Annotated in this window: 24 protein-coding genes and 1 riboswitch; of the genes, 10 read left to right on the top strand and 14 right to left on the bottom strand. The window is 73.3% G+C overall.

Annotation, left to right across the window (positions count from 1 at the left end; all coding sequences use genetic code 11):
* Positions 1-131: 131 nt before the first annotated feature.
* The 3 genes from QNO07_RS03365 to thrC all read right to left on the bottom strand — a co-directional run bounded on the left by QNO07_RS03365 (position 132) and on the right by thrC (position 2,451).
* Positions 132-335, bottom strand: coding sequence for a cold-shock protein (locus QNO07_RS03365; RefSeq protein WP_219092312.1), 204 nt, complete (start codon positions 333-335; stop codon positions 132-134).
* Between the two features lie 407 nt (positions 336-742).
* Positions 743-1,021, bottom strand: coding sequence for a MoaD/ThiS family protein (locus QNO07_RS03360; RefSeq protein WP_283989871.1), 279 nt, complete (start codon positions 1,019-1,021; stop codon positions 743-745).
* 131 nt (positions 1,022-1,152) lie between these two features.
* On the bottom strand, positions 1,153-2,451 hold the full coding sequence (gene thrC, locus QNO07_RS03355) for a threonine synthase (protein WP_283989870.1): 1,299 nt from the start codon (positions 2,449-2,451) through the stop codon (positions 1,153-1,155).
* A gap of 17 nt (positions 2,452-2,468) precedes the next feature.
* Positions 2,469-2,618, bottom strand: a riboswitch (SAM riboswitch).
* 241 nt (positions 2,619-2,859) lie between these two features.
* Here thrC and QNO07_RS03350 point away from each other — a divergent pair.
* Positions 2,860-3,816, top strand: coding sequence for a glucosyl-3-phosphoglycerate synthase (locus tag QNO07_RS03350; RefSeq protein WP_283989868.1), 957 nt, complete (start codon positions 2,860-2,862; stop codon positions 3,814-3,816).
* 96 nt (positions 3,817-3,912) lie between these two features.
* A complete protein-coding gene (locus tag QNO07_RS03345; protein WP_283989867.1) occupies positions 3,913-5,361 on the top strand; it encodes an alpha,alpha-trehalose-phosphate synthase (UDP-forming) in 1,449 nt (482 codons plus the stop codon).
* A 338-nt stretch (positions 5,362-5,699) separates the two neighbouring features.
* Here the strand turns inward: QNO07_RS03345 and otsB are convergent, their stop codons facing one another.
* The 3 genes from otsB to QNO07_RS03330 form a co-directional block, all read right to left on the bottom strand.
* Positions 5,700-6,545, bottom strand: coding sequence for a trehalose-phosphatase (gene otsB / locus QNO07_RS03340; protein WP_283989866.1), 846 nt, complete (start codon positions 6,543-6,545; stop codon positions 5,700-5,702).
* Between the two features lie 31 nt (positions 6,546-6,576).
* On the bottom strand, positions 6,577-6,861 hold the full coding sequence (locus QNO07_RS03335; protein ID WP_283989865.1) for a DUF3263 domain-containing protein: 285 nt from the start codon (positions 6,859-6,861) through the stop codon (positions 6,577-6,579).
* 145 nt (positions 6,862-7,006) lie between these two features.
* The gene (locus QNO07_RS03330; RefSeq protein ID WP_502961764.1) at positions 7,007-8,302 is read right to left on the bottom strand and encodes an extracellular solute-binding protein; all 1,296 of its coding nucleotides are present in this window, start codon (positions 8,300-8,302) and stop codon (positions 7,007-7,009) included.
* A gap of 436 nt (positions 8,303-8,738) precedes the next feature.
* Here QNO07_RS03330 and QNO07_RS03325 point away from each other — a divergent pair, with 436 nt between their 5' ends.
* A complete protein-coding gene (locus QNO07_RS03325; RefSeq protein ID WP_283989863.1) occupies positions 8,739-9,698 on the top strand; it encodes an SIS domain-containing protein in 960 nt (319 codons plus the stop codon).
* A gap of 157 nt (positions 9,699-9,855) precedes the next feature.
* On the opposite strand, the gene QNO07_RS03320 is transcribed toward QNO07_RS03325, so the two are convergent.
* Positions 9,856-10,410, bottom strand: a complete 555-nt coding sequence (locus QNO07_RS03320; protein ID WP_283990063.1) for a flavin reductase family protein — start codon at positions 10,408-10,410, stop codon at positions 9,856-9,858.
* Between the two features lie 400 nt (positions 10,411-10,810).
* Here QNO07_RS03320 and cdgB point away from each other — a divergent pair, with 400 nt between their 5' ends.
* Both cdgB and QNO07_RS03310 read left to right on the top strand, forming a co-directional pair.
* Entirely contained in the window at positions 10,811-12,415 is a 1,605-nt protein-coding gene (cdgB, locus tag QNO07_RS03315; RefSeq protein WP_283989861.1) for a diguanylate cyclase CdgB, read from the top strand.
* A 99-nt stretch (positions 12,416-12,514) separates the two neighbouring features.
* Positions 12,515-13,435 (top strand): carbohydrate-binding protein, encoded by a 921-nt coding sequence (locus QNO07_RS03310; protein ID WP_283989860.1) that lies wholly within the window; start codon positions 12,515-12,517, stop codon positions 13,433-13,435.
* Positions 13,436-13,485: 50 nt separating this feature from the next.
* Here the strand turns inward: QNO07_RS03310 and QNO07_RS03305 are convergent, their stop codons facing one another.
* The 4 genes from QNO07_RS03305 to arfB all read right to left on the bottom strand — a co-directional run bounded on the left by QNO07_RS03305 (position 13,486) and on the right by arfB (position 17,111).
* Positions 13,486-14,343 carry a class II fructose-bisphosphate aldolase gene (locus QNO07_RS03305; RefSeq protein ID WP_283990062.1) on the bottom strand — a complete coding sequence of 286 codons (858 nt, stop codon included), beginning with the start codon at positions 14,341-14,343 and terminating at the stop codon, positions 13,486-13,488.
* Positions 14,344-14,507: 164 nt separating this feature from the next.
* Complete coding sequence (gene nagA / locus QNO07_RS03300; protein ID WP_283989859.1) at positions 14,508-15,665, bottom strand: N-acetylglucosamine-6-phosphate deacetylase; 1,158 nt, start codon at positions 15,663-15,665, stop codon at positions 14,508-14,510.
* Positions 15,662-16,597 carry an ROK family protein gene (locus tag QNO07_RS03295; RefSeq protein ID WP_283989858.1) on the bottom strand — a complete coding sequence of 312 codons (936 nt, stop codon included), beginning with the start codon at positions 16,595-16,597 and terminating at the stop codon, positions 15,662-15,664. The genes nagA and QNO07_RS03295 overlap by 4 nt, the downstream gene beginning before the upstream one ends.
* Positions 16,598-16,682: 85 nt before the next feature.
* Positions 16,683-17,111 (bottom strand): alternative ribosome rescue aminoacyl-tRNA hydrolase ArfB, encoded by a 429-nt coding sequence (gene arfB / locus QNO07_RS03290; protein WP_283989857.1) that lies wholly within the window; start codon positions 17,109-17,111, stop codon positions 16,683-16,685.
* A 199-nt stretch (positions 17,112-17,310) separates the two neighbouring features.
* Here arfB and QNO07_RS03285 point away from each other — a divergent pair, with 199 nt between their 5' ends.
* From QNO07_RS03285 to mltG, 3 genes are all read left to right on the top strand, one after another.
* Positions 17,311-17,886, top strand: a complete 576-nt coding sequence (locus tag QNO07_RS03285) for a TerD family protein (protein ID WP_283989856.1) — start codon at positions 17,311-17,313, stop codon at positions 17,884-17,886.
* Positions 17,887-18,070: 184 nt separating this feature from the next.
* The gene (locus QNO07_RS03280; RefSeq protein WP_283989855.1) at positions 18,071-18,568 is read left to right on the top strand and encodes a hypothetical protein; all 498 of its coding nucleotides are present in this window, start codon (positions 18,071-18,073) and stop codon (positions 18,566-18,568) included.
* Positions 18,569-18,697: 129 nt separating this feature from the next.
* Positions 18,698-19,507, top strand: a complete 810-nt coding sequence (mltG, locus tag QNO07_RS03275) for an endolytic transglycosylase MltG (RefSeq protein WP_283989854.1) — start codon at positions 18,698-18,700, stop codon at positions 19,505-19,507.
* Between the two features lie 40 nt (positions 19,508-19,547).
* Here the strand turns inward: mltG and QNO07_RS03270 are convergent, their stop codons facing one another.
* Positions 19,548-20,324, bottom strand: coding sequence for a peptidoglycan recognition protein family protein (locus tag QNO07_RS03270; protein ID WP_283989852.1), 777 nt, complete (start codon positions 20,322-20,324; stop codon positions 19,548-19,550).
* A 281-nt stretch (positions 20,325-20,605) separates the two neighbouring features.
* Between QNO07_RS03270 and QNO07_RS03265 the strand changes: the two genes are divergently transcribed.
* Positions 20,606-22,501, top strand: coding sequence for a serine/threonine-protein kinase (locus tag QNO07_RS03265; RefSeq protein WP_283989851.1), 1,896 nt, complete (start codon positions 20,606-20,608; stop codon positions 22,499-22,501).
* Positions 22,502-22,547: 46 nt separating this feature from the next.
* On the opposite strand, the gene QNO07_RS03260 is transcribed toward QNO07_RS03265, so the two are convergent.
* Together QNO07_RS03260 and QNO07_RS03255 are read right to left on the bottom strand one after the other, a co-directional pair.
* Positions 22,548-22,745: a DUF397 domain-containing protein gene (locus tag QNO07_RS03260; protein ID WP_283989850.1), complete on the bottom strand. Its 198-nt coding sequence runs from the start codon at positions 22,743-22,745 to the stop codon at positions 22,548-22,550.
* Positions 22,745-23,563, bottom strand: a complete 819-nt coding sequence (locus tag QNO07_RS03255; RefSeq protein ID WP_283989849.1) for a Scr1 family TA system antitoxin-like transcriptional regulator — start codon at positions 23,561-23,563, stop codon at positions 22,745-22,747. The genes QNO07_RS03260 and QNO07_RS03255 overlap by 1 nt, the downstream gene beginning before the upstream one ends.
* Before the next feature lie 117 nt (positions 23,564-23,680).
* Between QNO07_RS03255 and QNO07_RS03250 the strand changes: the two genes are divergently transcribed.
* Complete coding sequence (locus QNO07_RS03250) at positions 23,681-23,944, top strand: hypothetical protein (protein WP_283989847.1); 264 nt, start codon at positions 23,681-23,683, stop codon at positions 23,942-23,944.
* The last annotated feature ends 6 nt before the right edge of the window (positions 23,945-23,950 follow it).

The raw sequence follows: 23,950 nt of genomic DNA, 5'->3' as shown, positions 1-23,950 counted from the left end.
CCGCCGGACCGACCCCTGGCAAGCCACCTGGCCGCTCCCTGACACAGGTACCGGACACACGCCCGGGCGCGCGGCGAAGGGCCCGTCCCCCGTGGGGAACGGACCCTTCAGACGTGTGGTGTGGTCGTCGCTCAGGCGGTCAGTCGGACCATGTCCGCCTGAGGCCCCTTCTGACCCTGCGAGATCTCGAACTCGACTCGCTGCCCCTCCTCAAGGGTGCGGTACCCGTCCATCTGGATCGCGCTGTAGTGGACGAACACGTCCGCACCACCGTCGACCGCGATGAAGCCGTACCCCTTCTCCGCGTTGAACCATTTGACGGTGCCCTGAGCCATTCCTAACTCCCCTATTACTGGCCCTTTCGCGAGACCGCACTCCGCGGACCTCGGGTCAGACCTCACCCCCTAAGTCACAGGAGGTGTGCGCCGGAACGCGTCGACCGCCGCTGAATGTATCTGCACGGACGCCCTCTGCAACAGGTCAATCCGACGAGAATTCCGAGCACGAATGATCGGAAATTCCGTGACAGAGCGCGGCGAATCCGGGCAACCCGGGCCGGGCATAGCGGATCAACCCGACAAATGGATCAGCATTCTCGGGCAAGATTGTCGTGTTCTCAGATGACACGTCACGCGCTCATGGGGGCGCCGCACACTCTATCGCCTTTCTAAACATGGAATCGCCCCCTCACTCGACAAAAAGAGAAGGGGGCGATCCGGTGGTGCGGTGGCGGACGGGCGGTTCAGCAGCCGCCGGCGACGGCGGGAATGATCGAAATGCCGGCACCGTCCGGGGTGGCGGTGTCCAGACCCTCGGCGAACCGCACGTCGTCGTCGTTGACGTAGACGTTCACGAAGCGGCGCAGCTTGCCGGTGTCGTCCAGGACCCGGGGGCCGATGCCGGTGTGGTTCTTCTCCAGGTCGGCCAGCACCTCGCCCAGGGTGGCGCCGTCAGCCGCCACCTCGGCCTTGCCGTCGGTGTAGGTGCGGAGAATCGTCGGGATGCGGACGGTAACGCTCATGCGGATTCACCTTCTGTGGGAAGAGGACTGCGGGGCGCGGGATGGGGGCGCCGTCGGGAAGCGGTGTCGGGACGCGCTGCCCTGACATGCTGCCCTGACTCGCTGTCGGACGCTGGAGAGCACTGCGGGCGTCAGCCCAGGCCCGCCTCGCGGAACGCCTCCAGGCTGGGGCGGATCACCGCGCTGGGACCGGAGGTGGGCGCGACGGCGTCCAGCGTCTTCAGGCCGTCGCCGGTGTTCAGTACCACCGTGGTCAGCGTCGGGTCCAGCGCACCGGACTCGATCAGCTTGCGGGTCACACCGACCGTCACGCCGCCCGCGGTCTCCGCGAAGATGCCCTCGGTACGGGCCAGCAGCTTGATCGCGTCGACCACCTGGGCGTCGTTGACGTCCTCCACCGCGCCGCCGGTGCGCCGCGCGATGTCCAGCACGTACGGGCCGTCCGCCGGGTTGCCGATCGCCAGCGACTTGGCGATGGTGTCGGGCCGGACCGGGCGGACCACGTCGTGGCCGTTCTTGAACGCCTGCGACACCGGCGAGCAGCCCTCGGCCTGGGCGCCGAAGATCTTGTAGGGGCGGTCCTCGACCAGGCCGAGCCTGATCAGCTCCCGCAGCCCCTTGTCGATCTTCGTCAGCTGCGAGCCGGACGCGATCGGGACGACCAGCTGGTCCGGCAGACGCCAGCCCAACTGCTCGCAGATCTCGTACGCGAGGGTCTTGGAGCCCTCCGCGTAGTAGGGCCGCAGGTTGACGTTGACGAAGCCCCAGCCCTCACCGATCGGGTCGCCGATCAGCTCGCTGCAGAACCGGTTGACGTCGTCGTAGGTGCCCTCGATGCCGACCAGCTCACCGCCGTAGACGGCGGCCATGACGACCTTGCCCTGCTCCAGGTCGTGCGGGATGAACACGCAGGACCGCAGCCCCGCACGGGCGGCGGCGGCGCCGACGGCCCCGGCGAGGTTGCCGGTGGAGGAGCAGGAGAGCGTGGTGAAGCCGAACGCGCGGGCCGCCTCGACGGCGATGGCCACGACCCGGTCCTTGAAGGAGTGCGTCGGGTTTCCGGAGTCGTCCTTGACGTGCAGCTCACCGGTGACACCCAGCTCGCGGGCCAGGTTGTCGGCCTTGACCAGCTTCGTCATGCCGGGGTTGAGGCTGGGCTTTCCCGCCACGTCGGCGGGCACCGGCAGCAGCGGCGCGTAGCGCCAGATGTTGTTCGGACCTGCGGCGATCGCGGCGCGCAGCGCCTCGGGGTCGCCGGTGGGCAGGTCGTAGGCGATCTCCAGCGGTCCGAAACAGGCCGTGCACGCGAAGCTCGGTCCGAGCGGGACGCGTTCCCCGCATTCGCGACAGGAGAGCGCGACGGCTGGTCCGAAGGAACCAGGAGAGTCGGTGGTGGTGTCGGTGGAGTTTTCAACTGCTTGCACAGCCATGGAGGCGAGGCCCTTTCTCCTCATCTTCCCCGTGACGTATTTCGTCCCAGGACGGAATTGGCACCTTCCCCACGGCGGCTTCGCCCCGAAATGTCGGATGAACGAGTGCGCGCGGGAGGGTTGCCGGGGCTTCAACGGGCCGTTCCCTCTGCCCCTCTGGATGAGCGGTGTGACGCCGGGCGAATCGGACCGCCCGAGGTGTTTGTCCCGCCTGTGCACCACCGCTCACCGGGGCCGACCCCGACATGCAGTGGTCACATGCGTTGTTCAAGACTGTAACCGACGACCGGGAGGGTGGAGGGAGTCGTCCGCACCGCGAGACACCGGCCCCGCCCGGCGCCCCGCCCGACCGCCCGCACCCGCCGAACCGTCCGACCCGGAGAACCCGAGCCCGTAGGAGGCGCAGACGTGCTGGACGAGGTCGACTCCTGGCTGCGGCGCCGCTCGTGGCACGCCGCCGACCGGACACTGCCGCAGCTGCTCGCCGCCAAACGCGCCGCCGGGCCGCTGGGCAGCGTCAGCGTCGTGCTGCCCGCGCTCAACGAGGAGGCGACGGTCGGCGCCATCGTCTCGGTCATCCGCGAGGAGCTGATGACCGGCGCCGTGCCGCTCGTCGACGAACTGGTCGTCGTCGACTCCGGCTCCACCGACCGTACCGCCCAGGCCGCCGCGGCGGCCGGCGCCACCGTCGTGCACCGCGACGCGCTGCTGCCCCGGCTGCCGGCGCTGCCGGGCAAGGGCGAGGTGCTGTGGCGCTCGCTGCTGGCCACCAGCGGCGAGATCGTCTGCTTCGTCGACGCCGACCTGCGCGGCTTCCAGTCCCGTTTCGTCTCCGGCATCGTCGGCCCGCTGCTCACCGACCCGGCCCTGCACCTGGTGAAGGCGATGTACGACCGCCCGCTCGGCGACAGCCCTGCGGGCGGCGGACGGGTGACGGAACTGGTGGCCCGGCCGCTGATCAACCTGCACTGGCCGCGCCTGGCGGGGTTCGTGCAGCCGCTCGGCGGCGAGTACGCGGCCCGCCGCTCGCTGCTGGAGAGCCTGCCGTTCCCGGTCGGCTACGGCGTGGAGCTGGGCCTGCTCATCGACGCGCTGGACGCCGTCGGGCTGGACGCGCTCGGCCAGGTCGACGTAGGCGTCCGGCGCCACCGGCACCAGGACGGCCTGGCACTGGGCCGGATGGCCGCCACCATCTACCGCACCGCCCAGTCCCGGCTGTCCGGAGCGCCGCTGACCCGGGCCGAGCTGACCCAGTTCGACCGGTCCCCCGGCGGCGGCTTCGACCCGAGCACGCACCGCGTCGCCACCGAGGAGCGCCCACCGATGCGCGGCGTGCCCGAGTACCACGCCCGTCGCGCGGCGTGACCCGGGCCGTCGGGTGACGGGCTGCGAACCGGCCGAGTGACCCACCTCAAACCGCACGGCAGTTTGAGCGGGGGCCTCAGCGGATACGCTCGCCGCATGGTCACTGCGCCCCGGATCCTCGTCGCCTCCAACCGCGGCCCCCTCTCCTACGCGGTGGGCGAGGACGGCTCCCTGAGTGCGAAGCGCGGCGGCGGCGGCCTGGTCTCGGGCCTGTCCGCGATCGGCCCGGACGCCGGCGCGCTGTGGGTGTGCGCCGCCCTCACCGACGGCGACCGCGCCGCCGCCCGCCGCGACGCGGGCCGGCTGCCCGCGTCGGAGACGGGCGACCAGCGGGTGCGCATGCTGGACATCGACCCGGACGTGTTCGCCGACGCCTACAACGGCGTCGCCAACTCCGTGCTGTGGTTCGTGCACCACCTGCTCTACCAGACGCCGCTGGAGCCGGTCTTCGACACCGGCTTCGAGGCGCAGTGGGCCTCCTACGAGGCCTACAACACCGCCTTCGCCGACGCGCTCGCCGAGGACGCCGCGGAAGGCGCCACCGTCCTGGTGCAGGACTACCACCTGACGCTGGTCCCCGGCCTGCTCCGCGAACGCCGCCCCGACCTGCGCATCGGGCACTTCTCGCACACGCCGTGGGCGCCGCCGGACTACTTCCGGCTGCTGCCCGACGACGTCGCCGCCGCCGTACTGCGCGGCGTGCTCGGCGCGGACCGGGCCGCGTTCCTCACCTGGCGCTGGGCGGAGGCGTTCACCGCCTGCTGCGCCGACCTGCTGGGCGCCTCGGTGCTCTCCGCCGACGGAGAACTGCTCGTCTCGCTCGACGGCCGCACCACCCGCATCGGCGTGCACGGCCTCGGCGCGGACGCCGACTTCCTGCGCGAGCGCTCCCACCGCGACGACGTCGAGGAGCGCCTGGTCACGCTGCGCGGGCAGATCGGCGGCAGCGACCGCAAGGCGATCGTGCGGGTGGACCGCACCGAGCTGTCCAAGAACATCGTGCGCGGCATGCACGCCTTCCGCCGTCTGCTGGACGACCACCCAGAGTGGCGCGAGCGGGTCGTGCACGTCGCCTTCGCCTACCCCTCCCGGCAGGACCTCGCGGTCTACCGCGACTACACCGCCGAGGTGTCCCGGGTCGCCGAGGAGATCAACAAGACCTACGGCACGCCCGGCTGGACTCCCGTCGTGCTGCACGTCAAGGACGACTTCGCCCGCTCGCTGGCCGCCTACCGGCTCGCCGACGTGGCACTGGTCAACCCCATCAGGGACGGCATGAACCTGGTCGCCAAGGAGGTGCCGGTCGTCTCCGACAACGGCTGCGCCCTGGTGCTGTCCCGCGAGGCGGGCGCGCACGCGGAGCTGGGCGAGCACGCGCTGACGGTCAACCCGTACGACATCGCCGACACCGCCCGCGCCCTGCACGAGGCGCTGCTGATGGACGGCCACGAGCGCGCCGAGACCACCAAGCGGCTCGCCGCCGCGGCCACCGCGCTCCCCCCGAGCCGCTGGTTCCTCGACCAGCTCCACGCCCTGGAGTCCTGAGCCCGTCCCCCGGACCGCCCGCGCGCCGTCCTCCGGCGGCCCCCGCGCCGCCTCCCGGCAGCCCGCTCCCGCCGTCCCAACCGTCCCAGCGCTCCCGTTCGCAGCGCGCCGTCCCCGCAGTTCACGGGGCCGGTCGTCCGAGGTCCGCCCAGAGTCCCCGGGACCTGTGGACGCGGCGACCGCCGCCCCCGCACGGTGGCGACGGCGGGACGCCCCCTGGAGTCCGAGCACAGGACCACGGGCCCGGGCCCGCCGCGTGATCCGGTGGGAGGGGAGACGTCGTGCTGACCGAGTCTCCGACGGCCCCGGCCGAGGACCACGCACACCGCCGGGGCCGGTCAGACGTCCGAGAGAAGGCCGGACAGCAGGGCGGCGACGCCCGCCGGGCCGGGCACGACGAGGTCGGCGCGCTCGGCGAGCGCGGTGACCTGCTCCCCGGCGACCGTGCTGCCGCTGCACACCAGCAGGCCGGGCTGCCCCTCGCCACGCCGCTTCTCCACCGCGGCGAAGGCGGCCAGGTCCCCGAGGTCGTCGCCCGCGTAGAGCACCGGCCCGGCCTTCTTCTCGGCGAGGAACGCCTCCAGGGCCATGCCCTTGTCCATGCCGGGCGGACGCAACTCGATTACCTGGCGCCCGGGTTCGACGGTCAGGCCGTGCCGCTCGGCCAGGTCGCGCAGCGGCTCGGTGAGCAGCGCGAAGGCGGCGGCCGGGTCGGCGGTGCGCCGGGTGTGCACGGCGAGCGCCCGGCCCTTGTCCTCGACCCAGGTGCCCTCGGGCGCGCCCGACCGGTCGAGCACGGCGGGCAGTTCGGCGCGGACCGCGGCCACGCCCGGGTCGGGCGGCGGCAGTCGCGTCTCGCCGGTGGCGGCGTCCCAGCGTTCGGCGCCGTACGCGCCGAGCACGGTGAGCCGTTCCAAGCCCGGCACGTCGGCCAGCCCGGCGTAGGCGACGGCGAGTTCGGCCGGGCGGCCGGTGACGATGGCCACCGCGCGCAGCCGCGGCGCCAGGCGGGTCAGCGCCGGGAGGACGTCGGGGTGGGCACGGGCGGCGGCGGGGTCGGCGACGATGGGCGCGAGAGTGCCGTCGAAGTCGAGCGCGACGACGGATTCCGCGGGGTCGGCCCGGAGGGCGGCGAGCCCGGCACGGCCCGCGTCGGTGGTGGGAGCCGGAAGCGCACTGTCCATACCGGCGACCCTACCGGGCCGGGTGCCGGCCTCAGCGGCGTTCGCGCTGGGCGTCCCGGAGCCGCCGCAGCCGGTTCACGGTGACCGGGTCGTGGGCGAGCGCGCGGGCGTCGTCGAGCAGCGCGTTCAGCAACTGGTAGTAGCGGGTCGGGGAGATGTCGAGCTGCTCGCGGATGGCGCGTTCCTTGGCGCCGGGACCGGGCCAGCCGCGCCGCTCCACCGCCAGCACGGCCCGGTCCCGGGCGTTGAGCGCGCCGGGTCCGCCGGCCCGGTGGTCGGGTGCCGGCTGCGCCGGCGGGGCGTCGGGCGGGGTCACCGTGCCAGCGTACCGACGGCCTGCGACAGGCCGCCCGCCCCCGGCCGGCCTCCCACCTCCGACCAGCCGCCCACCTCCGACCGGCCGCCGGGCGGCGGGCAGGGGCGAGCGGTGGCCGGGAGCGGTGGCCGGGGAACGGCGGGTGTCAGGGCTGGGCTGCGGCGGCGGCCTCGTCGGCCTCGGCCTTGCGCTGGAGCGAGCCGAGCACCGCCTCGGGGTTGCCGTCGCCGGCGACGGCCTTGCCGATGGACTCCTTGATGGTCTGGCTGGTGCCCGCCCAGGAGATCTTGCCGACGGGGTAGAACTCGGCGATGGGCAGCTGGTCGAGGAACGGCCACAGCTTCTTGTGCTTCTTCTCCGAGCTCATCCGGTCGATGGCGGAGGTGGTCACCGGCAGCAGGTCGTACTGGTCGGTGAAGGCGTAGTGCTGGTCCAGGCTGAACACGAAGTCGAGGAACCTGCCGATCTCGGCCCGGTGCCCGTTCTGCTTGAAGCCCATGATCCAGTCGGCGACGCCCATCGTGGAGCCCGCCTCCCCGTCGCGGCCCGGCAGCTTGGCCGTGCCGTACGAGACCTTGTTGCGGTCGGCCTGCTGGAGCAGCGTCGGGTGGCCGTTGAGCATGCCGACCTCGCCGCGGGCGAACGCGTCGAAGACGTCCTGGCGGTCGGTGCGTCCCGGGGAGCCGGGGCCGGTCAGTTCCGCGCCGACGAGTTCGTCCCGCAGCCAGGTGAACGTCTTGATGTTCTCCGGGGAGTCGATGGTGTAGCCGCCGACGTTGTTGGTGTAGCCGCCTCCGCCGCCGAACATCCACAGCATGGTCTCGGCGGGGGCTTCCTCGGGTCCGAGCGGCAGGCCGTAGGGGATCTTCACGCCGGCGGTCTTGAGCGCGGTGGCGGCCTGCTTCAGCTCGGCCCAGCTCTTCGGCGGCTCGTCGGGGTCGAGCCCGGCGGCAGTGAAGAGGGACTTGTTGTAGATGAAGACGCGGGTGCTGGAGACGAACGGCAACCCGTACTGGGTGCGGCGCAGTTCGCCGGCCTGGGCGAGTGCGGGCACGAAGTCGGCCTGCACGGGTATGGAGAGCAGTTCGGAGGCGCTGTAGAGCTTGCCGCCGGCCGCGTAGTCGGCGTACGCGCCGATCTGGGCGATGTCGGGGGCCTCGCCCGCCTTCACCATGTCGGCGACCTGCTTGTCGACGTCGTTCCAGCTGAGCACGGAGACGTCGACGGTGATGCCGGGGTTCTTCTTCTGGAACTCGGTCGCGAGCGCGTCCCAGTACTTCTTGGAGCTGTCGTGCCCCCCCGGGGAGCCGTAGTCGGCCGCGACCAGTTTCAGCCTGACGTCGCCGCCGCCGGAGTCGCCGCCACCGCAGGCCGTGGCCGAGAGCCCGACCGCGCTGGCTATTCCGGTTGCTGCCAGTCCCAAGAACCGACGCCGATCCACTGGCACTTCCCCTTTGCGCTGTTCCTACCCGTTCGCCCCGCTGTTCGAGGCGGCGTGTTCACGTGACTGTGGTGCGCACGTGAAGCATGAGTCTCCATTCCGGACTTCATCAGGTCTACACCACCCTGGGTCTCGCTTCCGCAACGGCCTTCCGCTTCCCAGGTCAGAGCTGATATCCACAGGTGTGATCCGCGCATGGTCCGCACCAATCACCCGTCCGGCACGGTCTGTTCAGCACTCTCCGACTCGCCCTCCCGGCCCACTCCCCGGCACCACCGCGCCACTTCACCGCACCCACCCCTCGTTCACCCCGCCTGCATCCCCTTGAGCCCGTTCCGGCGCGCTAGAACCCACTTGATCACCTTCGCCCGGAAATGCCGTACCCGGCCCACTCCGTCCCCTCTCCGGCCCGCCCGCACTCCCCTGGAGCCGCCGCATGACCCCCGAGACCTCCCCGACCGACGACCCACCCCGCAGCGCCGACGGTCCGTCCCGGACCGCTGCCGAGATCGCCACCCAGCCGGACTGCTGGCTGCGCGCCGCCGACGCGGCGTCCGGTGCCGCCGGGCTGCTGCCGCAGCCGGGGGAACGGGTCGCGGTGACCGGCTGCGGCACGTCCTGGTTCATGGCGCAGTCCTACGCCGCGCTGCGGGAGGCCGCCGGGCAGGGGGAGACGGACGCCTTCGCCGCCTCGGAGTTCCCCGCCGGACGGCGCTACGACCGGGTGGTGGCGATCACCCGGTCCGGCACCACCACCGAGGTGCTGGACCTGCTGGGCGGTCTGCGGGGGCGCCAGGCGACGGTGGCGCTGACGGCCGACCCGCACACGGCCGTACGGGAGGCCGCCGACCGGACGGTGGTACTGGACTGGGCCGACGAGGAGTCGGTGGTGCAGACCCGGTTCGCCACCACCGCCCTGGTGCTGCTGCGCGCGGCCCTGGCTGCGCACGGCCCGCTGCCGGACGGCGTCGCACCCGTCGCGGACGCGGTCGCGGACGCCCGCACCGCACTCGCCGAGCCGCTGCCGGACGTGGTGCTCGACGCCGAGCAGTGGACGTTCCTGGGCACCGGCTGGGCCTACGGCCTGGCGCTGGAGGCGGGCCTGAAGATGCGGGAGGCGGCCGGCGCCTGGACCGAGGCGTATCCGGCGATGGAGTACCGGCACGGCCCGATCTCGGTGACCGGTCCGGGACGGGTGGCCTGGGCGTTCGGCCCGGTGCCCGCCGGGCTGTCCGCCGACGTGGAGCGGACCGGCGGTGTGCTGGTGTCCAGCGGCCTCGACCCGTTGGCGGAGCTGGTGCGGGCCCAGCGGCTGGCCGTCGCCGTCGCGGAGGCGCACGGCCTCGACCCGGACGCCCCGCGCTGCCTCACACGCAGCGTCGTCCTGGACGCCTGACCGGAGCCGCCGCCCCCGCCCGACCGTCGCGACCGCCAAGGCGGGGGCGGCGGCTCCTCGGTACCGGTCGACTCCTCGGTACCGGTCGACTCCTCGGCACCGGTCGACTCCTCGGCACCGGTCGACTCCTCGGTACCGGTCGACTCCTCGGTACCGGTCAGCGCAGGCTGTGGTATTTGCCGCGGTAGTAGGCCAGCGGCCCGCCCTCGGCGGCCGGCAGGGCGGTGCTGAGCACACGGGCGACCAGCAGGGTGTGGTCGCCGGCCGGCACCCGCTGCTCGGTGCGGCACTCCAGCTGGGCGAGCGCGCCGTCCGGCAGGGCGGCCCCGGTGATCTCCCCTCGTGTGTGGGGAATCTCCTTGAACAGCAGCCGGTCGCTGAGCCGGCCCTTCATCGAGAAGCGCCCGGCCGTCTGCCGCTGGTTCTCGGCCAGCAGCGAGGCGGCCCACAGCGGCTGGCCCTCCAGCACCTCGTCCATGCGCGACCCGGTCCGGACGCTGAGCAGCACCAGCGGCGGCTCCAGCGAGACCGACAGGAAGGCCGTGGCGGTCATGCCCACGTCCTCGCCGCGCGGGCCGTCGTCCTCGTCGAACGCCGTCACCAGGACCACGCCCGCTGCAAGCCGGGCCATCGCCGCCCGGAACCGTTCCTCGTCCACCCCTTCAGCATGCGGGAGCGAGGGCCCCGCGGGCGCGGCGGAGGCGTCGGACACGGGGGCGGCGGAGTGCGGTGCTGTCGGGTACACACAAGAAACGCTAACCGGACGATCACGGTGGGCGCATCGGGCGGCGGTACCAGCCGGGCCGTCGTACGGTCGGTAGTCCGGCCTAGGTCGGACGGAGCAGGACGGGCGCACGGCACTCCGCCCTACCCGTCATGACCGTGTCCGGCCACTCCGTGGCGTTGCCGACGACATATGTGCGGGAAATTTGCCCATTCGCGGGAGCGTTCCCACCCGGAGCGATCAACCGCCTACGCTCTGCTGTGACTTGAGTCACAGATGGGACTAATTGTTGACCCTGTGTACCGGGTGCACAGCTCGCTGTGATTCAGTGGCCGGGACACACGGACGAGTGGCATTCGGAGGATGCGAGCCACACGGGGGGAGGGCGATGGACACCGACTCTGAGCCGTACATCCACCTCGCGACGCTGCGCCAGCTCCACCAGTCCGTCGCTCAGCTCAACACGGCACGCAGCCTCGCCGACACCCTCCAGACCGTCGCGGACGGTGTGGTCAGCGGGCTCGGCTTCGAGCTGGCCGCCGTCAACCTCACGCGATCCGACGGCGAGCTGGTCGTCGCCGCGGTCGCGGGCAGCGCCGGGGCCGAGGCGATGATGAACGGCCGCGTCGGGTCCCGCGCCTCCTGGGAGCGCCGGCTGGCGATGGGCGAGGCCTGGGGTGAGCTGCGGTTCATCCCGTACACCGAGGGCTGGGTGCTGGACGACGACGACGTGCCCCAGTGGCACACCGCCGGTCCCGCCCCGCGCTTCGCTGACGAGTGGCACCCGATGGACCGGCTGTTCGCGCCGATGTACTCCTCCGACGGCGAGCTGCTCGGAGTCATATCCGTCGACAAGCCGCGCGACGGCCGACGGCCCGGCGCCTGGGGCTGCGAGGCCCTGCAGATGTACGCCTACCAGGCCGCCATCGCCATCAGCAACGCCCGCCTGCGGTCCAACATGCAGCGGGCGCTGGTCCGTCTGGAGCGCGAGCAGCAGGCGCTGCGGGCCAGCGAGGAGAGCTTCCGGCAGGCGTTCGAGTACGCGCCGAGCGGCATGGCCATCGCCGAGATGGGCGGCGACCAGCACGGGCGGCTGATCAAGGCCAACGACGCGCTGTGCCGCCTGCTGGGCCGGCCCGCGTCGGTGATGCGCCGCTACAGCTTCTCCGACCTGGTGCACCCCGAGGACATCGGCACGCTGCTGCGCACCTCCGCCGAGGGCGGCCGGGCCGAGCTGCGGCTCAGCCGCCGCGACGGCTCCTACCTGTGGGTGTCGCTGCGCAACTCCGTGGTCGCGGACACCGCCGACGGGCCGCGGTTCCTGCTGACTCACGTCGAGGACATCGAGGAACGCAAGCGCCACGAACTCCAGCTCGCCCACCGCGCCAGCCACGACCAGCTCACCGGCCTGCCCAACAGCGCCGAGCTGCGGTCCCGGCTCGGCGGCCGGCTGTGCGTCCGGCCGGGCCCCGCGCCGGCCGAGGAGCCCGCGGTGCACGCCTTCAGCATGGACGGCTTCGACGACCTGGTGACGACCCCCGTCGGCTTCGACCACCACGAGCACCTGACCTCGCCGCTCACCGACGACCCGCAGGACAAGGGCCTCGCGGTGCTCTTCTGCGACCTCGACGGCTTCAAGTCGATCAACGACCGGTTCGGCCACCACTGCGGGGACGCCGTCCTGGTCGAGGTCGCGCGCCGGCTCGCAGCCGGGGTGCGGGACAACGACACGGTGGCCCGGCTGGGCGGCGACGAGTTCGTGGTGCTCGCCTCGGGCCTGTGCCGCACGGACGCCGCCGACCTCGCCGTGCGGCTGCGGAACGCGATCATCCCGCCGATCCGGGTGGACGGCCGGGCGGTCCGGGTGGGCGCGAGTTTCGGCATCGGCTGGGCGGCCTGCGGCATGTCGGCCGAAGAGGTGCTGCAGTCGGCTGACCAGCGCATGTACGTGGAGAAGCGGGCCCGGTCCAAGGGCCACCGCCGCGCCGGCTGAGTCCGGCGGAGATGAACACGAGGTCAAGCGAATCGGACCTGTCGCCCTAACGGGGTAGGCTGCGCCGGTCAGCCATTTGCCGTGTGAGGAGAGCAGGGGATGACCGCCGGAAGCAACGGTACGAACACTCCGGAGGGCGGCGACGACCCGTTCGGCTACCTGTACCGCTCGAACGACGGCGCGCCAGCCCAGGCCCAGCAGCCCGGGGTTCCCCGTACCTCGTACCACCAGGTCCGAGCGGTCGGAGAACGCCGCAACGGTCCGCAGCAGGCCCAGGCGGTGCACCAGTCGCCCAGCCCGTACTACGCCGCGCCCGAGGCGCAGACCGGCACCCCCGGCGGTCCCGCCACTCCGGCGCCGCCCCGCGGCGGACGCGGACAGGGTCCGCATCGGCGCAACGGCCTGCTGATCGGCGCGCTCGCGGTGGTGGCCGCCGTGGTCATCGGAGTCGGCGCGGCCGTGGCCTTCAGCGGCGACGACGACAAGCCCGACCCCTCCGCGGCGCCGACCTCCGGCCAGCAGGACGCCGGCAGCAGTTCGCAGGAGGAGCCGGAGCCCCCGAAGGAGGGCGACGGCAAGGACAAGCCGGACGAGTCCTCCGAGCTGCCCAGCGAGGACGCCTCCAGCCTGCGCCTGGACAACGGCCCCGAGGTCTCCAAGGACATCTCCGGCTCCAAGGCCAAGGACGGCGCGTACATCGCCGGCTTCGGCCAGGAGGGCGCGTCGGCGACCTGGACGACCGAGGTGCCCAAGGCCGGCAAGTACCGGCTGTACGTGAGCTACAGCGTGCCCGGCAAGGACAGCAAGATGGGGCTGTGGGTCAACGACGGCCAGCAGCCGCAGAACCTCAACTTCAAGAACTTCGCCAAGGCCGGCGACGGCGACTGGGCCAAGGGCTGGACCTACACCTACGGTGAGGTCAACACCCACGAGGGCACCAACGTCTTCCGCATCAGCTGCGGCAAGGGCGACGCCTGCGACGTCGCGGTGGACCGCGTCTGGCTCGCCGAGATGGGCTGACGCCCCCTCCCCCGCTCAGCGCGAGTCCCCGCTGAGCACCCCTCCCCCGCTCAGCGCGGGCCGGCGGTCAGCCGGAGGAAGTGCTCCACCGTGTCGGCCATCGCCTGCCGGCCGGCGGCGAGGTAGGTGCGCGGGTCGACGGCCGCGGGCCGCTCACCGAGGTGGGTGCGGACGGCGGCCGTGCAGGCGGCGTTGAGCGCCGTTCCGATGTTCACCTTGGAGATGCCCGCGGCGACCGCCGCCCGGAGCCCCTCGTCCGGCACGCCGGAGGAGCCGTGCAGCACCAGCGGCACCGGCACCGCGCCGTGCAGCCGCCGGATGAGGCCGGTGTCGAGCACGGCGGTGCGTTCGCTCATCGCGTGGCTGCTGCCGACCGCGGCGGCCAGCGCGTCGACCCCGGTGGCCTCGACGAAGCGGGCCGCCTCGGCCGGGTCGGTGCGCGCGCCGGGTGTGTGCGCGTCCACGGGCGGTTCGCCGTCCTTGCCGCCGACGCGGCCCAGTTCGGACTCCACCCAGATGCCGCGCTGCCGCCCCCAGCGCACGGCCTCCGCGGTGGCCTTCACGTTGTCGCCGTAGGGCAGCGCGGACGCGTCGAACATGACCGAGCTGAACCCCTGCGGGTGCGCGGCGTGCAGCAGTTCGGTGCGGGTGACGTGGTCGAGGTGCAGGGCCAGCGGCACCGCGGCGGCGCGGGCGACGGCGGTGGCCGCGGCGGCGAGCGGTGCGAGGCGACCGCCGTGGAAGCGGACGGCGTTCTGCGATATCTGGAGCACCGCCGGCCGGTGGGCGGCTTCCGCACCGGCCGCCACGGCCTCCGCGTGCTCCAGCGTGACGACGTTGAAGGCGAACACCGCGCGCCCCGACTCCCGGACGCCGGCCATGAGTTCACCGGTGCGGACAAGCGGCATGGCGACCCCAGGGGTTGGGCGGCTGCGGTGCCCGTCCAGGCGGGCCGCCGCGCCAGCGATCATGCCACCGCGTCCCCGGCCGGCGCGAGACCCGTGCGGCCACCGATCCGGACAGGTCCCGTGCGGCCACCGATCCGGACGGGTCCCGGCGCCCGTGTGCGGGCTCAGACCAGTTGCGGCTGCACGATCCACTCGCCCTTGCGCAGCACCCCGGCGACGGTCCACGCCTCGTCCAGCACGACGAGGTCGGCGTCCTTGCCTGCGGTGATCGAGCCGACCCGGTCGTCGATGCCGAGCAGCCGGGCCGGGTTCGCCGACAGGGCGCGCACGGCGTCCTGCACGGGGATGCGGTCGACGGTCACCGCGCGGCGCAGCGCGGTGTCCAGGGTGAGCGTGGAGCCGGCGATGGTCCCGTCGGCGAGGCGGGCGACGCCGTCGGCCACCTCCACGTCCAGCGGCCCGAGGCGGTAGCGTCCGTCGCCGAAGCCGGCCGCGTCCATGGCGTCGGTGATGAACGCCACGCGGTCGGCGCCCGCCCGGGCGAAGGCGAGTTCCAGCACGGCCGGGTGCAGGTGGGTGCCGTCGTTGATCAGCTCGACGGTGACCCGCTCGTCCTCCAGCAGCGCCGCGATCGGGCCGGGCGCGCGGTGGCCCAGGCCGGGCATGGCGTTGAACAGGTGGGTGGCGACACTCGCTCCGGCGTCCAGTGCGTCCCGGGTCTGCTGGTACGTGGCGTCGGTGTGGCCGACGGCGGCGATCACGCCCCGGTCGGCGAGCAGGCGCACCGAGTCGAGGCCGCCGGGCAGTTCGGTGGCGAGCGTGACCATGCGGGCGGTGCCGCGGCAGGCGTCGACCAGTTTGGCGACGTCCGCCGGGTCGGGGTCGCGCAGCAGGCCCTCACTGTGCGCGCCCTTGCGGCACGGCGAGATGAACGGCCCCTCGAAGTGGATGCCGGCCAGGTCGCCCTGCTCGACGAGTTCGGCGAGCAGCCCGGCCTGCCGGGCGAGCACGTCGAGGTCGCCGGTGACGGTGGAGGCGAGCGTGGTGGTGGTGCCGTGCCGGCGGTGGGTCCGCACACCGGTGAGCACGTCCTCCGCGGTGCCGGAGCTGAAGGACGCACCGCCGCCGCCGTGGTTGTGCATGTCCACGAAGCCGGGCACGATCCAGTGCCCGGTGAGGTCCGTCGAGCCCGGTTCCGGCTGCCCGTCCTGGGGGCCGACGGCCGCGATCCGGGTGCCCTCCACGGTCACCCGGCCGTTCTCGGTGACGCCTGCGGGCGTCACCACCGAGGCGCCGGTCAGCGCCCAACGATTGGCCTTCACAGGTCCGTGACCTCCGTTGATAGCAGGTCCCGGGCGAGGAGTCCCGCACCCAGGCAGCCGGCGGCGTCCCCGAGCGCCGCCGGGACGATCGTGGGCAGCCGCTGGAAGGTGACCTTCTTGGCGACGGTCTCCCGCAGCGGGGCGAACAGGATCTCGCCGGCCTCCGCGAGGCCGCCGCCGATGATCAGCGTCCGCGGGTCCAGCAGGGTGATGCCGATGACGAGGCCGGCGGCGAGCGCGTCCACCGCGTCCTGCCAGACGGCGGCGGCCCGCGGGTCGCCGTCCGCGACGGCCCGCGCGGCGTCGGCGGCGGTGGCCGCCGGGTCGCCGCAGGCGGCGGCCCAGGCGCGGCCGACCGCGGACGCGGACGCCAGGGTCTCCAGGCAGCCGCGCTGCCCGCAGCCGCACTCGGGCCCGTCGGGGCGCACCACGATGTGCCCGATCTCGCCCGCGCCGCCGTGCGCGCCCGCCTCGACGCGCCCGTCGATGCCGATCGCGCCGGCGATGCCGGTGCCCAGCGGCACGAACAGGAACCGGTCCACGCCCGCGCCCGCGCCGACGCGGCCCTCGGCGAGCCCGCCGGTGCGCACGTCGTGGCCCAGGGCGACGGGCACGCCGCCGAGGCGCTCGGCGAGCAGCGCGCGCAGCGGCACGTCCCGCCAGCCGAGGTTGGCGGCGTAGTGGACCATCCCGGCGGCCTCGTCGAGGATGCCGGGCACGGCGACCCCGGCGGCGGCCGGTGCGGTGCCGAACCGGTCGGTGCCGACGCGGCGCAGGTCGGCGGCGAAGTCCAGGACGGCGGCGGTCACCGCGTCCGGTCCGCGCTCGCGGCCGGTCGGGCGGCGGGCCTCGTGGAGCAGCTCGCTGTCCGGTCCGACCAGGGCGGCCTTCATCCCGGTGCCGCCCACATCGAGGGCGATGACGTAGTTCACGGGCCCAGTCTCGCCCGAGAAACCGTGAAAGGTCTAGTCCACTCGTGCCGAGGCGGGGGTGGCGGCCGGTTGCGGCGGTGCCCGATCAGTCCCAGCCGCGACCGGATCGGCCCCGTTTGACGTCGCTGCGCTGCCGCTTCGCCTGGAGGCGGCGCTCCTTCGCGCCGCGCGAGGTGCGGCGGGCGCGGCGCGGCGGCGGGGGCGGTGCCGTCGCCTCGGCGAGCAGCGCGGTGAGCCGCACGGCGGCCGTCTCGCGGTTGCGCCACTGCGAGCGGTGCTCGGAGGCGCGGACCGTGACGACCCCGTCGACCAGCCGGGCGGCGAGGCGTTCCAGCGCGCGTTCCTTCCACACCGGTGGCAGGGCGTCGGTGGCGGCCAGGTCGAAGCGCAGCTCGACCTGGCTGTCGGTGGTGTTGACGTGCTGGCCGCCCGGCCCGGACGAGCGGGAGAACCGCCATTTCAGCTCGGCCTCGGGCAGGGCGACCGAGCCGCGGATCAAGTAGGGACCGGACATGGGTCCATGGTCCCGGCGCGCACGCCCCGGCGCACGTTCTTTTCGAGGTGCGTTCCGCCACTGCGGGGCGCACGATCGCGCAACAGGAGTTCTGTGTGGCGTGGAACCGCCGCAACACCCACGGCGTTGGGGAAGGTGACTGTACCGTCGTCGGAGCAAGGATCCGACGAACGGACCCACGACGAAAGGGACATCTCCCATGGCTGTGAGCCTGTCCAAGGGCGGCAACGTTTCGCTCACCAAGGAAGCGCCGGGCCTCACCGCGATCACCGTCGGTCTCGGCTGGGACGTCCGCACCACCACGGGCACGGACTTCGACCTGGACGCCAGCGCCATCGCGGTCAACGCGAGCGGCAAGGTTCACTCCGACCAGCACTTCATCTTCTTCAACAACAAGGTCTCGCCCGAGCAGGCCATCGAGCACACCGGTGACAACGTCACCGGTGAGGGCGAGGGCGACGACGAGCAGATCAAGGTGAACCTGGCGACGCTGCCCGCCGAGGTCGACAAGATCGTCTTCCCGGTCTCGATCTACGACGCCGAGGCCCGGAGCCAGAACTTCGGCCAGGTCCGCAACGCGTTCATCCGCATCGTCAACCAGGCCGGCGAGGCCGAGATCGCGCGTTACGACCTCAGCGAGGACGCCGCCACCGAGACCGCCATGGTCTTCGGTGAGCTGTACCGCAACGGCGACGAGTGGAAGTTCCGCGCCGTGGGCCAGGGTTACGCCTCCGGCCTGACGGGCATCGCGTCGGACTACGGCGTCGGCGTCTGAGCCCCACCCGCCGTCACACCCGTACGACCCGCACCACCGCATGACCTCCCGCGCGCCCCGGCGTGCGGCCCGCGAACGCCTCCGGCAGCCGGCCGGGGGCGTTCCCGCGTCCCGGGGGTCCGCCGCGACCGCACGGGCGGCGACCGGGGAGGGTGCAGCCGGGGGCCCGTGACACCATCGGACGGTGATCGACCTCGGCTACTCGCTCTCCCGCCGCTTCCCGGACCCCCCGCAGACGGACTACCGGACGGCGGACGTGCACACCCTGCGTCACGACCTGTTCTGCGGGGACGTCTACCTCGCCGACCTGCAGACCGACCGGGAGCTGTCCACAGCCTGGGGATGGGTGCCGGTGCTGGACTTCGCCTGGGCCCTGTGCGACATCGTCGAGCAGGTGGACCGCGATCCGCGCGGCACCCGGGCGTCCGAGCCGCAGCACGCCGAGCTGGACTTCACCGAGTCCGCCGACCGCATGTACTTCGACCGGCGCTTCGGCTGGGTCGAGATCAGCGCCGACTGGCAGCCCGCCGAGGAGCGTCCGCTCAACCTCAACCACGCCGCGCTGCGCCGCGAGGCCCGCGACTTCCTGCACGACCTGGTCGCCGACCTCACCGACATGCACGACGGCCTGGCGGACAACCCCGCTGTGTGGTCCCTGCTCGCCCGCTTCCCCCGCGTCTGAACCGGCAGCGCGTACGGCGGGGCGCCAGGAGGTTGGCCGGGTGCCGGGAGGGTACGCCGGGCGCCGGGAGGTACGCCGGGTGCCGCAGGCGCTGGTGCGTCGCGGCGCTCGTCCCCCTACGGTGCAGTTATGCGAAAGAGGTGGCTGGTGTGGGCGGCGCTGGGGTGCGTCCTGGTGCTGCTGGGTGTGGTCCTGGTGGTCCAACTCACCGACCGGAACCGGGAGGCGAAGCGCGACGACTCGCTGCTCGTGCCCGAGGGCAGACGCGCCTCCCAGGTGTACACCTCCACCGACGCCGCGCTCGGGCTGGACGAGGGCACCACGGCACGCGCCGCCCGCAACGCCTCGCTCGCCCTGCCCCCGGAGGCCGACGGCAACCCGGAGGGCTACCTCTTCCCCGCGACCTATCCCGTCACCGACGACACCACGGCGTCCGCGCTGCTGTCGTTCATGGTGAACACGGCGAACAGCACGCTGGAGGCGGAAGGCATCCCCGAGGCCGCGAAGCGGCACGGGCTCAGCACCTACGAGGCGGTGGCGGCGGCGAGCATCGTGCAGGCCGAGGCGGACACCGAGGAGGACATGGGCCGGGTCGCCCGCGTCATCCACAACCGGCTGGAGCGGGACATGCCGCTCCAGATGGACTCCACCGTCAACTACGCCCTCGACCGCAGCTCCCTGGACACCAGCCGCGACGACACCCGGATCGACAGCCCCTACAACACCTACCGGCACCGCGGCCTGCCGCCCGCCCCCATCGGCAACCCCGGCCGGGAGGCGCTGCGGGCCGTCGTCGACCCGCCGGAGGGCGACTGGCTGTACTTCGTCACCGTGCGTCCCGGCGACACCCGCTTCACCTCCGACTACGCCGAACACCAGCGGCACGTCGAGGAGTTCAACCGCGAACGCGCCCGTGCCCGGGAGTCCGAGGAGGAGTAGACCGGGCGGGCGGCTCCGGCGGGCGGCTCCCAGCCTGTCGTCAGCCGCCGCCCGGCGCGGTCGCGGCAGCGGTGCGGCGCAGGCGCGCGGCGTCCTCGCGGATGCGGGGCAGCCGGTCGTGCAGCGCGTCACCCGGGCAGCGGGTGCGGAAGCTGTCCCGGTGGCCCGACACCACGTCCAGCCGGACCCGGGTGCCCTTCGGGAAGCGGCTCTCGCTGTTGCTGGACACCATCCGCACCCGGCCGCGCGGATCGGCCCCCGGCCGCAGCTTCCACGCCGTGAGTCGCACCAACGAGTCCAGCACCGCCTCCGGCACCTCCGTTCCGGCCCCGAACGTGCCGATGGCGGCGACGCCCACGCTGTCGGCGTTGAACCCCTTGGTGTGCGCGCCGCGCACCGGCCGGGACACCCCGCCCGCGCGTCCCTCGTAGACGGTCCCGCAGCGGTCGACCAGGAAGTTGTAGCCGACGTCGTCCCAGCCCATGCTCAGCACGTGCTCCCGTTGCAGCGCGCGCAGCATCTCGGGCACGTCCCCGCAGTCGTAGGTGTTGCCGTGCGCGGTGTGGTGCACGAAGACGGCCCGCGGCCGGCCCGTGTAGGTGGCCGGTTCCCGTACCAGGTCCTCGTCCGCCTCCCAGGCACCCCGGCCGACGATCGCCGGACGTGCGGCGTCCCGGGCGTCGGCCCGCGCCGCGTCCGTCCGCCCGGACGCCACGCCCGCGGGCAGCGGCCGCAGGCCCGGCGGTGGGGCGTGCGCCGGGACCAGCAGGGCGAGCGGCAGCAGGGCCGTGCCCGCGACGACTCGCCGGGACCACATGCCGACCACCCTCCCCCGCGCCGCACCCCCGGGAAAGACGGGCACAGCCGTTCGAGTGACACCGGGCGCGGTGGCGGTGATGCAGTCGGGCGGCAGCGGGGACGGTCCGGGAACCGGCCGCCTGCCGCCGCACGTCTGTGAACGTGCCCGCCCGGACCGCAGCCACCCGTTGCGCATGGGGGGCGGGCCGGAACGATTTGGCCAACAGCCCGGAGGCGCGGGCCCGGGGCGCGTTAGGGTCACGGCGTTGGGATTCCGGGACGGGGAGGGACCGCACAGCCATGGACTCATGGGGGCCGGACGAACCGCGGCGCATAGGTTCCTACCGGCTGCTGGCCCGTCTGGGAGCCGGCGGCATGGGACAGGTGTACCTGGCGCGTTCCGATCGCGGCCGGACGGTCGCCGTCAAGCTGGTCCGCCGCGAGCTGGCGGAGCGCGGCGAGTTCCGCGCCCGCTTCCGGCAGGAGGTCGAGGCCGCCCGGCGGGTCGGCGGACGGTGGACGGCGCCGGTCCTCGACGCCGACACCGAGGCACCGGTGCCGTGGGTCGCCACCGGCTACATCGCCGGGCCGAGCCTGCTGGACGTCGTCTCCACCGAGCACGGCCCGCTGCCGGACCGGACAGTACGCATCCTCGCCGCCGGACTGGCCCAGGCCCTCAGCGACATCCACGCGGCCGGGCTGGTGCACCGCGACCTGAAGCCGTCGAACGTGCTCGTCACCATCGACGGCCCCCGCGTCATCGACTTCGGCATCGCCCGCGCCCTGGACGCCGCCACCGAGGGCGGACTGACGCGCACCGGGGCCGTCATCGGCTCGCCCGGCTTCATGTCGCCCGAGCAGGTCCTCGGGCGGCCCGTCACGCCCGCCTGCGACATCTTCTGCCTCGGCTCGGTCCTCGCCTTCGCCGCCACGGGACGCTTCCCGTTCGGCGACTCCGACGTGGGCAGCCACGCGCTGATGTACCGCGTCGCCCGCGAGGAACCCGACCTGTCGGGCGTGCCCGACGGGCTCACCGACCTCGTCCGCGACTGCCTGCGCAAGGACCCGGCGGCCCGCCCGCTGCCGCGCGACATCCTGCGCCGCACCGACGCCGGTCAGACCCTGGGCGACGGCCGCCTCCGCGAGCCGTGGCTGCCCGCCGCGCTCGTGGCCCAACTGGGCCGCCACGCCGTCCAGCTCCTCGACCGCGAGGACGCAGCCCCGGACGGGGGCGGGGGCGGGGACGGCGGCCCGGACCCGGCGACCGGGGGCGGGGGCGGGGGCGGGGGCGTCAGCGGGGACCCTGCCGAGAGCGCCGAAGCCAAGGCGGCCACCGCCGCCGCAGCCTCCGACCCGTCCTCTGCGCCTGCGCCTGCCGCACCCTCCGCGCCCGCCGGCCCCTCCGTGGCCGCCACGCCCTCCGCGCTGCCCGCGACTCCGGCCCAGTACGGCCCGGCAACGTACCCCGGCCCCGCAGCCCCGCAACCCGCCCCGTCCCCCCACCCGGCGTACGGCTACGGACCCACCCACCCCTACGGCCACACCACGCCCTACGGCACCGCCCCGCCCCCCGCCGCGCCGCCCGCGCGCACCGGACGGCACTGGACGCTGCCGCTGGCCGCCGCCGCCCTGACCGTCGCCGCCCTGGCGGGCGTGGCCGTCTACGTCGGGATCGCCTCCGACGACGACCGGCGCTCCTCCGCCGGCACCGACGACAACCGCTCCGGCTCCCTGGAGACCGGCGACTCCGCCGGCACCACGTCCCCCGACCCGTCGCCCGACGCCTCCGGCGAGGCGAAGGGGGACACGTCAAAAGACCCGCAGGACCCCGAGGAGACGCCGAAGGAGCCATCCGCGACCGGCGACGTGCCCGACCGGTACCTCGGCACCTGGCAGGCGAGCTTCGACACGGCGGAGGGCACCAACACCCGGGTCCTGACCCTCAGCAGGGGAAAGCTCGGCGAGCAGGTGATGACGCTGGTCGGCCGCGGGCCGGGCCACGACTGCCGGTGGTCGGCCACGCTGCGGTCCGCGGGACCCCCGCTGGAACTCGGCCCCTCAGCCGTCACCCAGGGCAACCCCACGGCCTGCTCGCCGGGCCAGTGGTCCCGGCTGACCATGCAGGGCGACAGCACCCTGGTACGCGAACTGGTCGGCAGCGGCGGCACCCCGCTCACCTACCGCAAGGTCCGCTGAGCCGCAGCCGCCAGGCCGGCGGCCAACTGCCCTTCGAGAGCAGCCGCTACCGCAGCCCGGCGGTGAACGCCGCCCAGGACGCCGCCGGGAACACCAGCACGGGCCCACGCGTCCGCTTGCTGTCCCGCACCGGCACCCACCCGGCCACCCCGTCCCGCACTTCGAGGCAGTCACCGCCGGCGGTGTTGCTGTAACTGCTCTTACGCCAACCGGAAGCCGCTCGCCCGGGTCCTGTGCCGCGCATCAGCAACCGTCCTCCATCGCCTCGCGGATCATGGCAACCGACCTGTCCGGGGGCAGCGCCTGCGCCCGCAACAAGTCGTAGGTGAGTGCCAGTTCACTCACCCGGGCCTGATTTTCCACCAGCACACCGGAGTTGTGCCCCTCAAGGTAGGCCACGCGCCTGCCGTCGCTCAGCGTCAGCACGGTCAGCGCGCCGTCCATCGCCGCGTACTCCCCCTGGTCGAAGGGAAGCACCTGGAGCACGACGCGCGGGCGGGCGGCGGCCTGGACCAGATGTGCCAACTGGCTGCGCATCTCCTCGCGTCCGCCCACCGGGCGCCGCACAACCGACTCGTCGATGATGCACCAGAGCACCGGAGCCTCCGTGCGGTCGAGCACGTTCTGACGACCCAGCCTCGTGGCGACGCGTGCCTGCAACACCTCCTCGCAGCCCGGCCTGCCCGTGTTGAGCATGGCCCTGGCGTAACCCTCGGTCTGGAGCAGGCCCGGCACGACCGCACTGGACTTGCAGATTTCAACCGCCTCGGATTCAAGCCGGACGTAGCGCTCGGCCCACTGCGGGAGGGGTGAGTAGTCCAGCAGGTCCCAGATGTCGAGCAGGTCGCCCTCCGCCTTCAGCGCGAGGTCCAGCGACTCCGTCAGGCGGCGGTTGGGCGGGGCCGTGCCGAGTTCGATCTGCGCGATGCGGGTGTGTGTGACGAAGACCTTGGTGCCCAGGTCCCGCTGGGTGAGTGCGGCCCGGCTGCGCAGCTTGCGCACCTTCGTCCCGAGCAGCGCGGCCACCGACGCCCCCGGGTCGAGCTTCTTCGGTCCCGGCATCGCGCCCCCGTTTCTCCGTCGACGACTTCAATCCGCTACCCCTGGTGAGCGTAGCTTTCACGCAGGGAGACTTCGGGGAGAAAGCCCCCCGTGAAGGAACAACGAAAGGCTCCCCCCATGTCCGACGAGGAACGCCGAGCCGCGGTGCAGCGCATCCAGGAAGCCGAGCAGGCGGTGGAGGAGCTGAAGTCGTCACTGCGGTCGGTGGGTATCGTGCTGCCCTCCCTGCGCGTCGACCCTGTCTCCTGCGCACGGGACGAGCCCAAACCACTCGTCGACCTGGGGAGTTGCAATCTCAGCACGGTCCGCTGGCTGACCTGCGTACTGCGCGACTGCGCCCGCCCGTCCCCGTCGCGCATCGCACCACCCGCCCAGCGCTGAGAACGG

It is taken from the genome of Streptomyces sp. 549 (genome assembly GCF_030124175.1).
Classification (GTDB): domain Bacteria; phylum Actinomycetota; class Actinomycetes; order Streptomycetales; family Streptomycetaceae; genus Streptomyces.
Note: the sequence above shows the minus strand (reverse complement) of the source record. Positions and strands in the feature narration are given on the sequence as shown.

Coding starts and splice junctions, on each gene's coding strand:
- QNO07_RS03365 (WP_219092312.1), bottom strand. CDS start 335: ATGGCTCAGGGCACCGTCAAATGGTTCAACGCGGAGAAGGGGTACGGC.
- QNO07_RS03360 (WP_283989871.1), bottom strand. CDS start 1,021: ATGAGCGTTACCGTCCGCATCCCGACGATTCTCCGCACCTACACCGAC.
- thrC (WP_283989870.1), bottom strand. CDS start 2,451: ATGGCTGTGCAAGCAGTTGAAAACTCCACCGACACCACCACCGACTCT.
- QNO07_RS03345 (WP_283989867.1), top strand. CDS start 3,913: ATGGTCACTGCGCCCCGGATCCTCGTCGCCTCCAACCGCGGCCCCCTC.
- otsB (WP_283989866.1), bottom strand. CDS start 6,545: ATGGACAGTGCGCTTCCGGCTCCCACCACCGACGCGGGCCGTGCCGGG.
- QNO07_RS03325 (WP_283989863.1), top strand. CDS start 8,739: ATGACCCCCGAGACCTCCCCGACCGACGACCCACCCCGCAGCGCCGAC.
- cdgB (WP_283989861.1), top strand. CDS start 10,811: ATGGACACCGACTCTGAGCCGTACATCCACCTCGCGACGCTGCGCCAG.
- QNO07_RS03310 (WP_283989860.1), top strand. CDS start 12,515: ATGACCGCCGGAAGCAACGGTACGAACACTCCGGAGGGCGGCGACGAC.
- QNO07_RS03305 (WP_283990062.1), bottom strand. CDS start 14,343: ATGCCGCTTGTCCGCACCGGTGAACTCATGGCCGGCGTCCGGGAGTCG.
- arfB (WP_283989857.1), bottom strand. CDS start 17,111: ATGTCCGGTCCCTACTTGATCCGCGGCTCGGTCGCCCTGCCCGAGGCC.
- QNO07_RS03285 (WP_283989856.1), top strand. CDS start 17,311: ATGGCTGTGAGCCTGTCCAAGGGCGGCAACGTTTCGCTCACCAAGGAA.
- mltG (WP_283989854.1), top strand. CDS start 18,698: ATGCGAAAGAGGTGGCTGGTGTGGGCGGCGCTGGGGTGCGTCCTGGTG.
- QNO07_RS03270 (WP_283989852.1), bottom strand. CDS start 20,324: ATGTGGTCCCGGCGAGTCGTCGCGGGCACGGCCCTGCTGCCGCTCGCC.
- QNO07_RS03265 (WP_283989851.1), top strand. CDS start 20,606: ATGGACTCATGGGGGCCGGACGAACCGCGGCGCATAGGTTCCTACCGG.
- QNO07_RS03260 (WP_283989850.1), bottom strand. CDS start 22,745: ATGCGCGGCACAGGACCCGGGCGAGCGGCTTCCGGTTGGCGTAAGAGC.
- QNO07_RS03255 (WP_283989849.1), bottom strand. CDS start 23,563: ATGCCGGGACCGAAGAAGCTCGACCCGGGGGCGTCGGTGGCCGCGCTG.
- QNO07_RS03250 (WP_283989847.1), top strand. CDS start 23,681: ATGTCCGACGAGGAACGCCGAGCCGCGGTGCAGCGCATCCAGGAAGCC.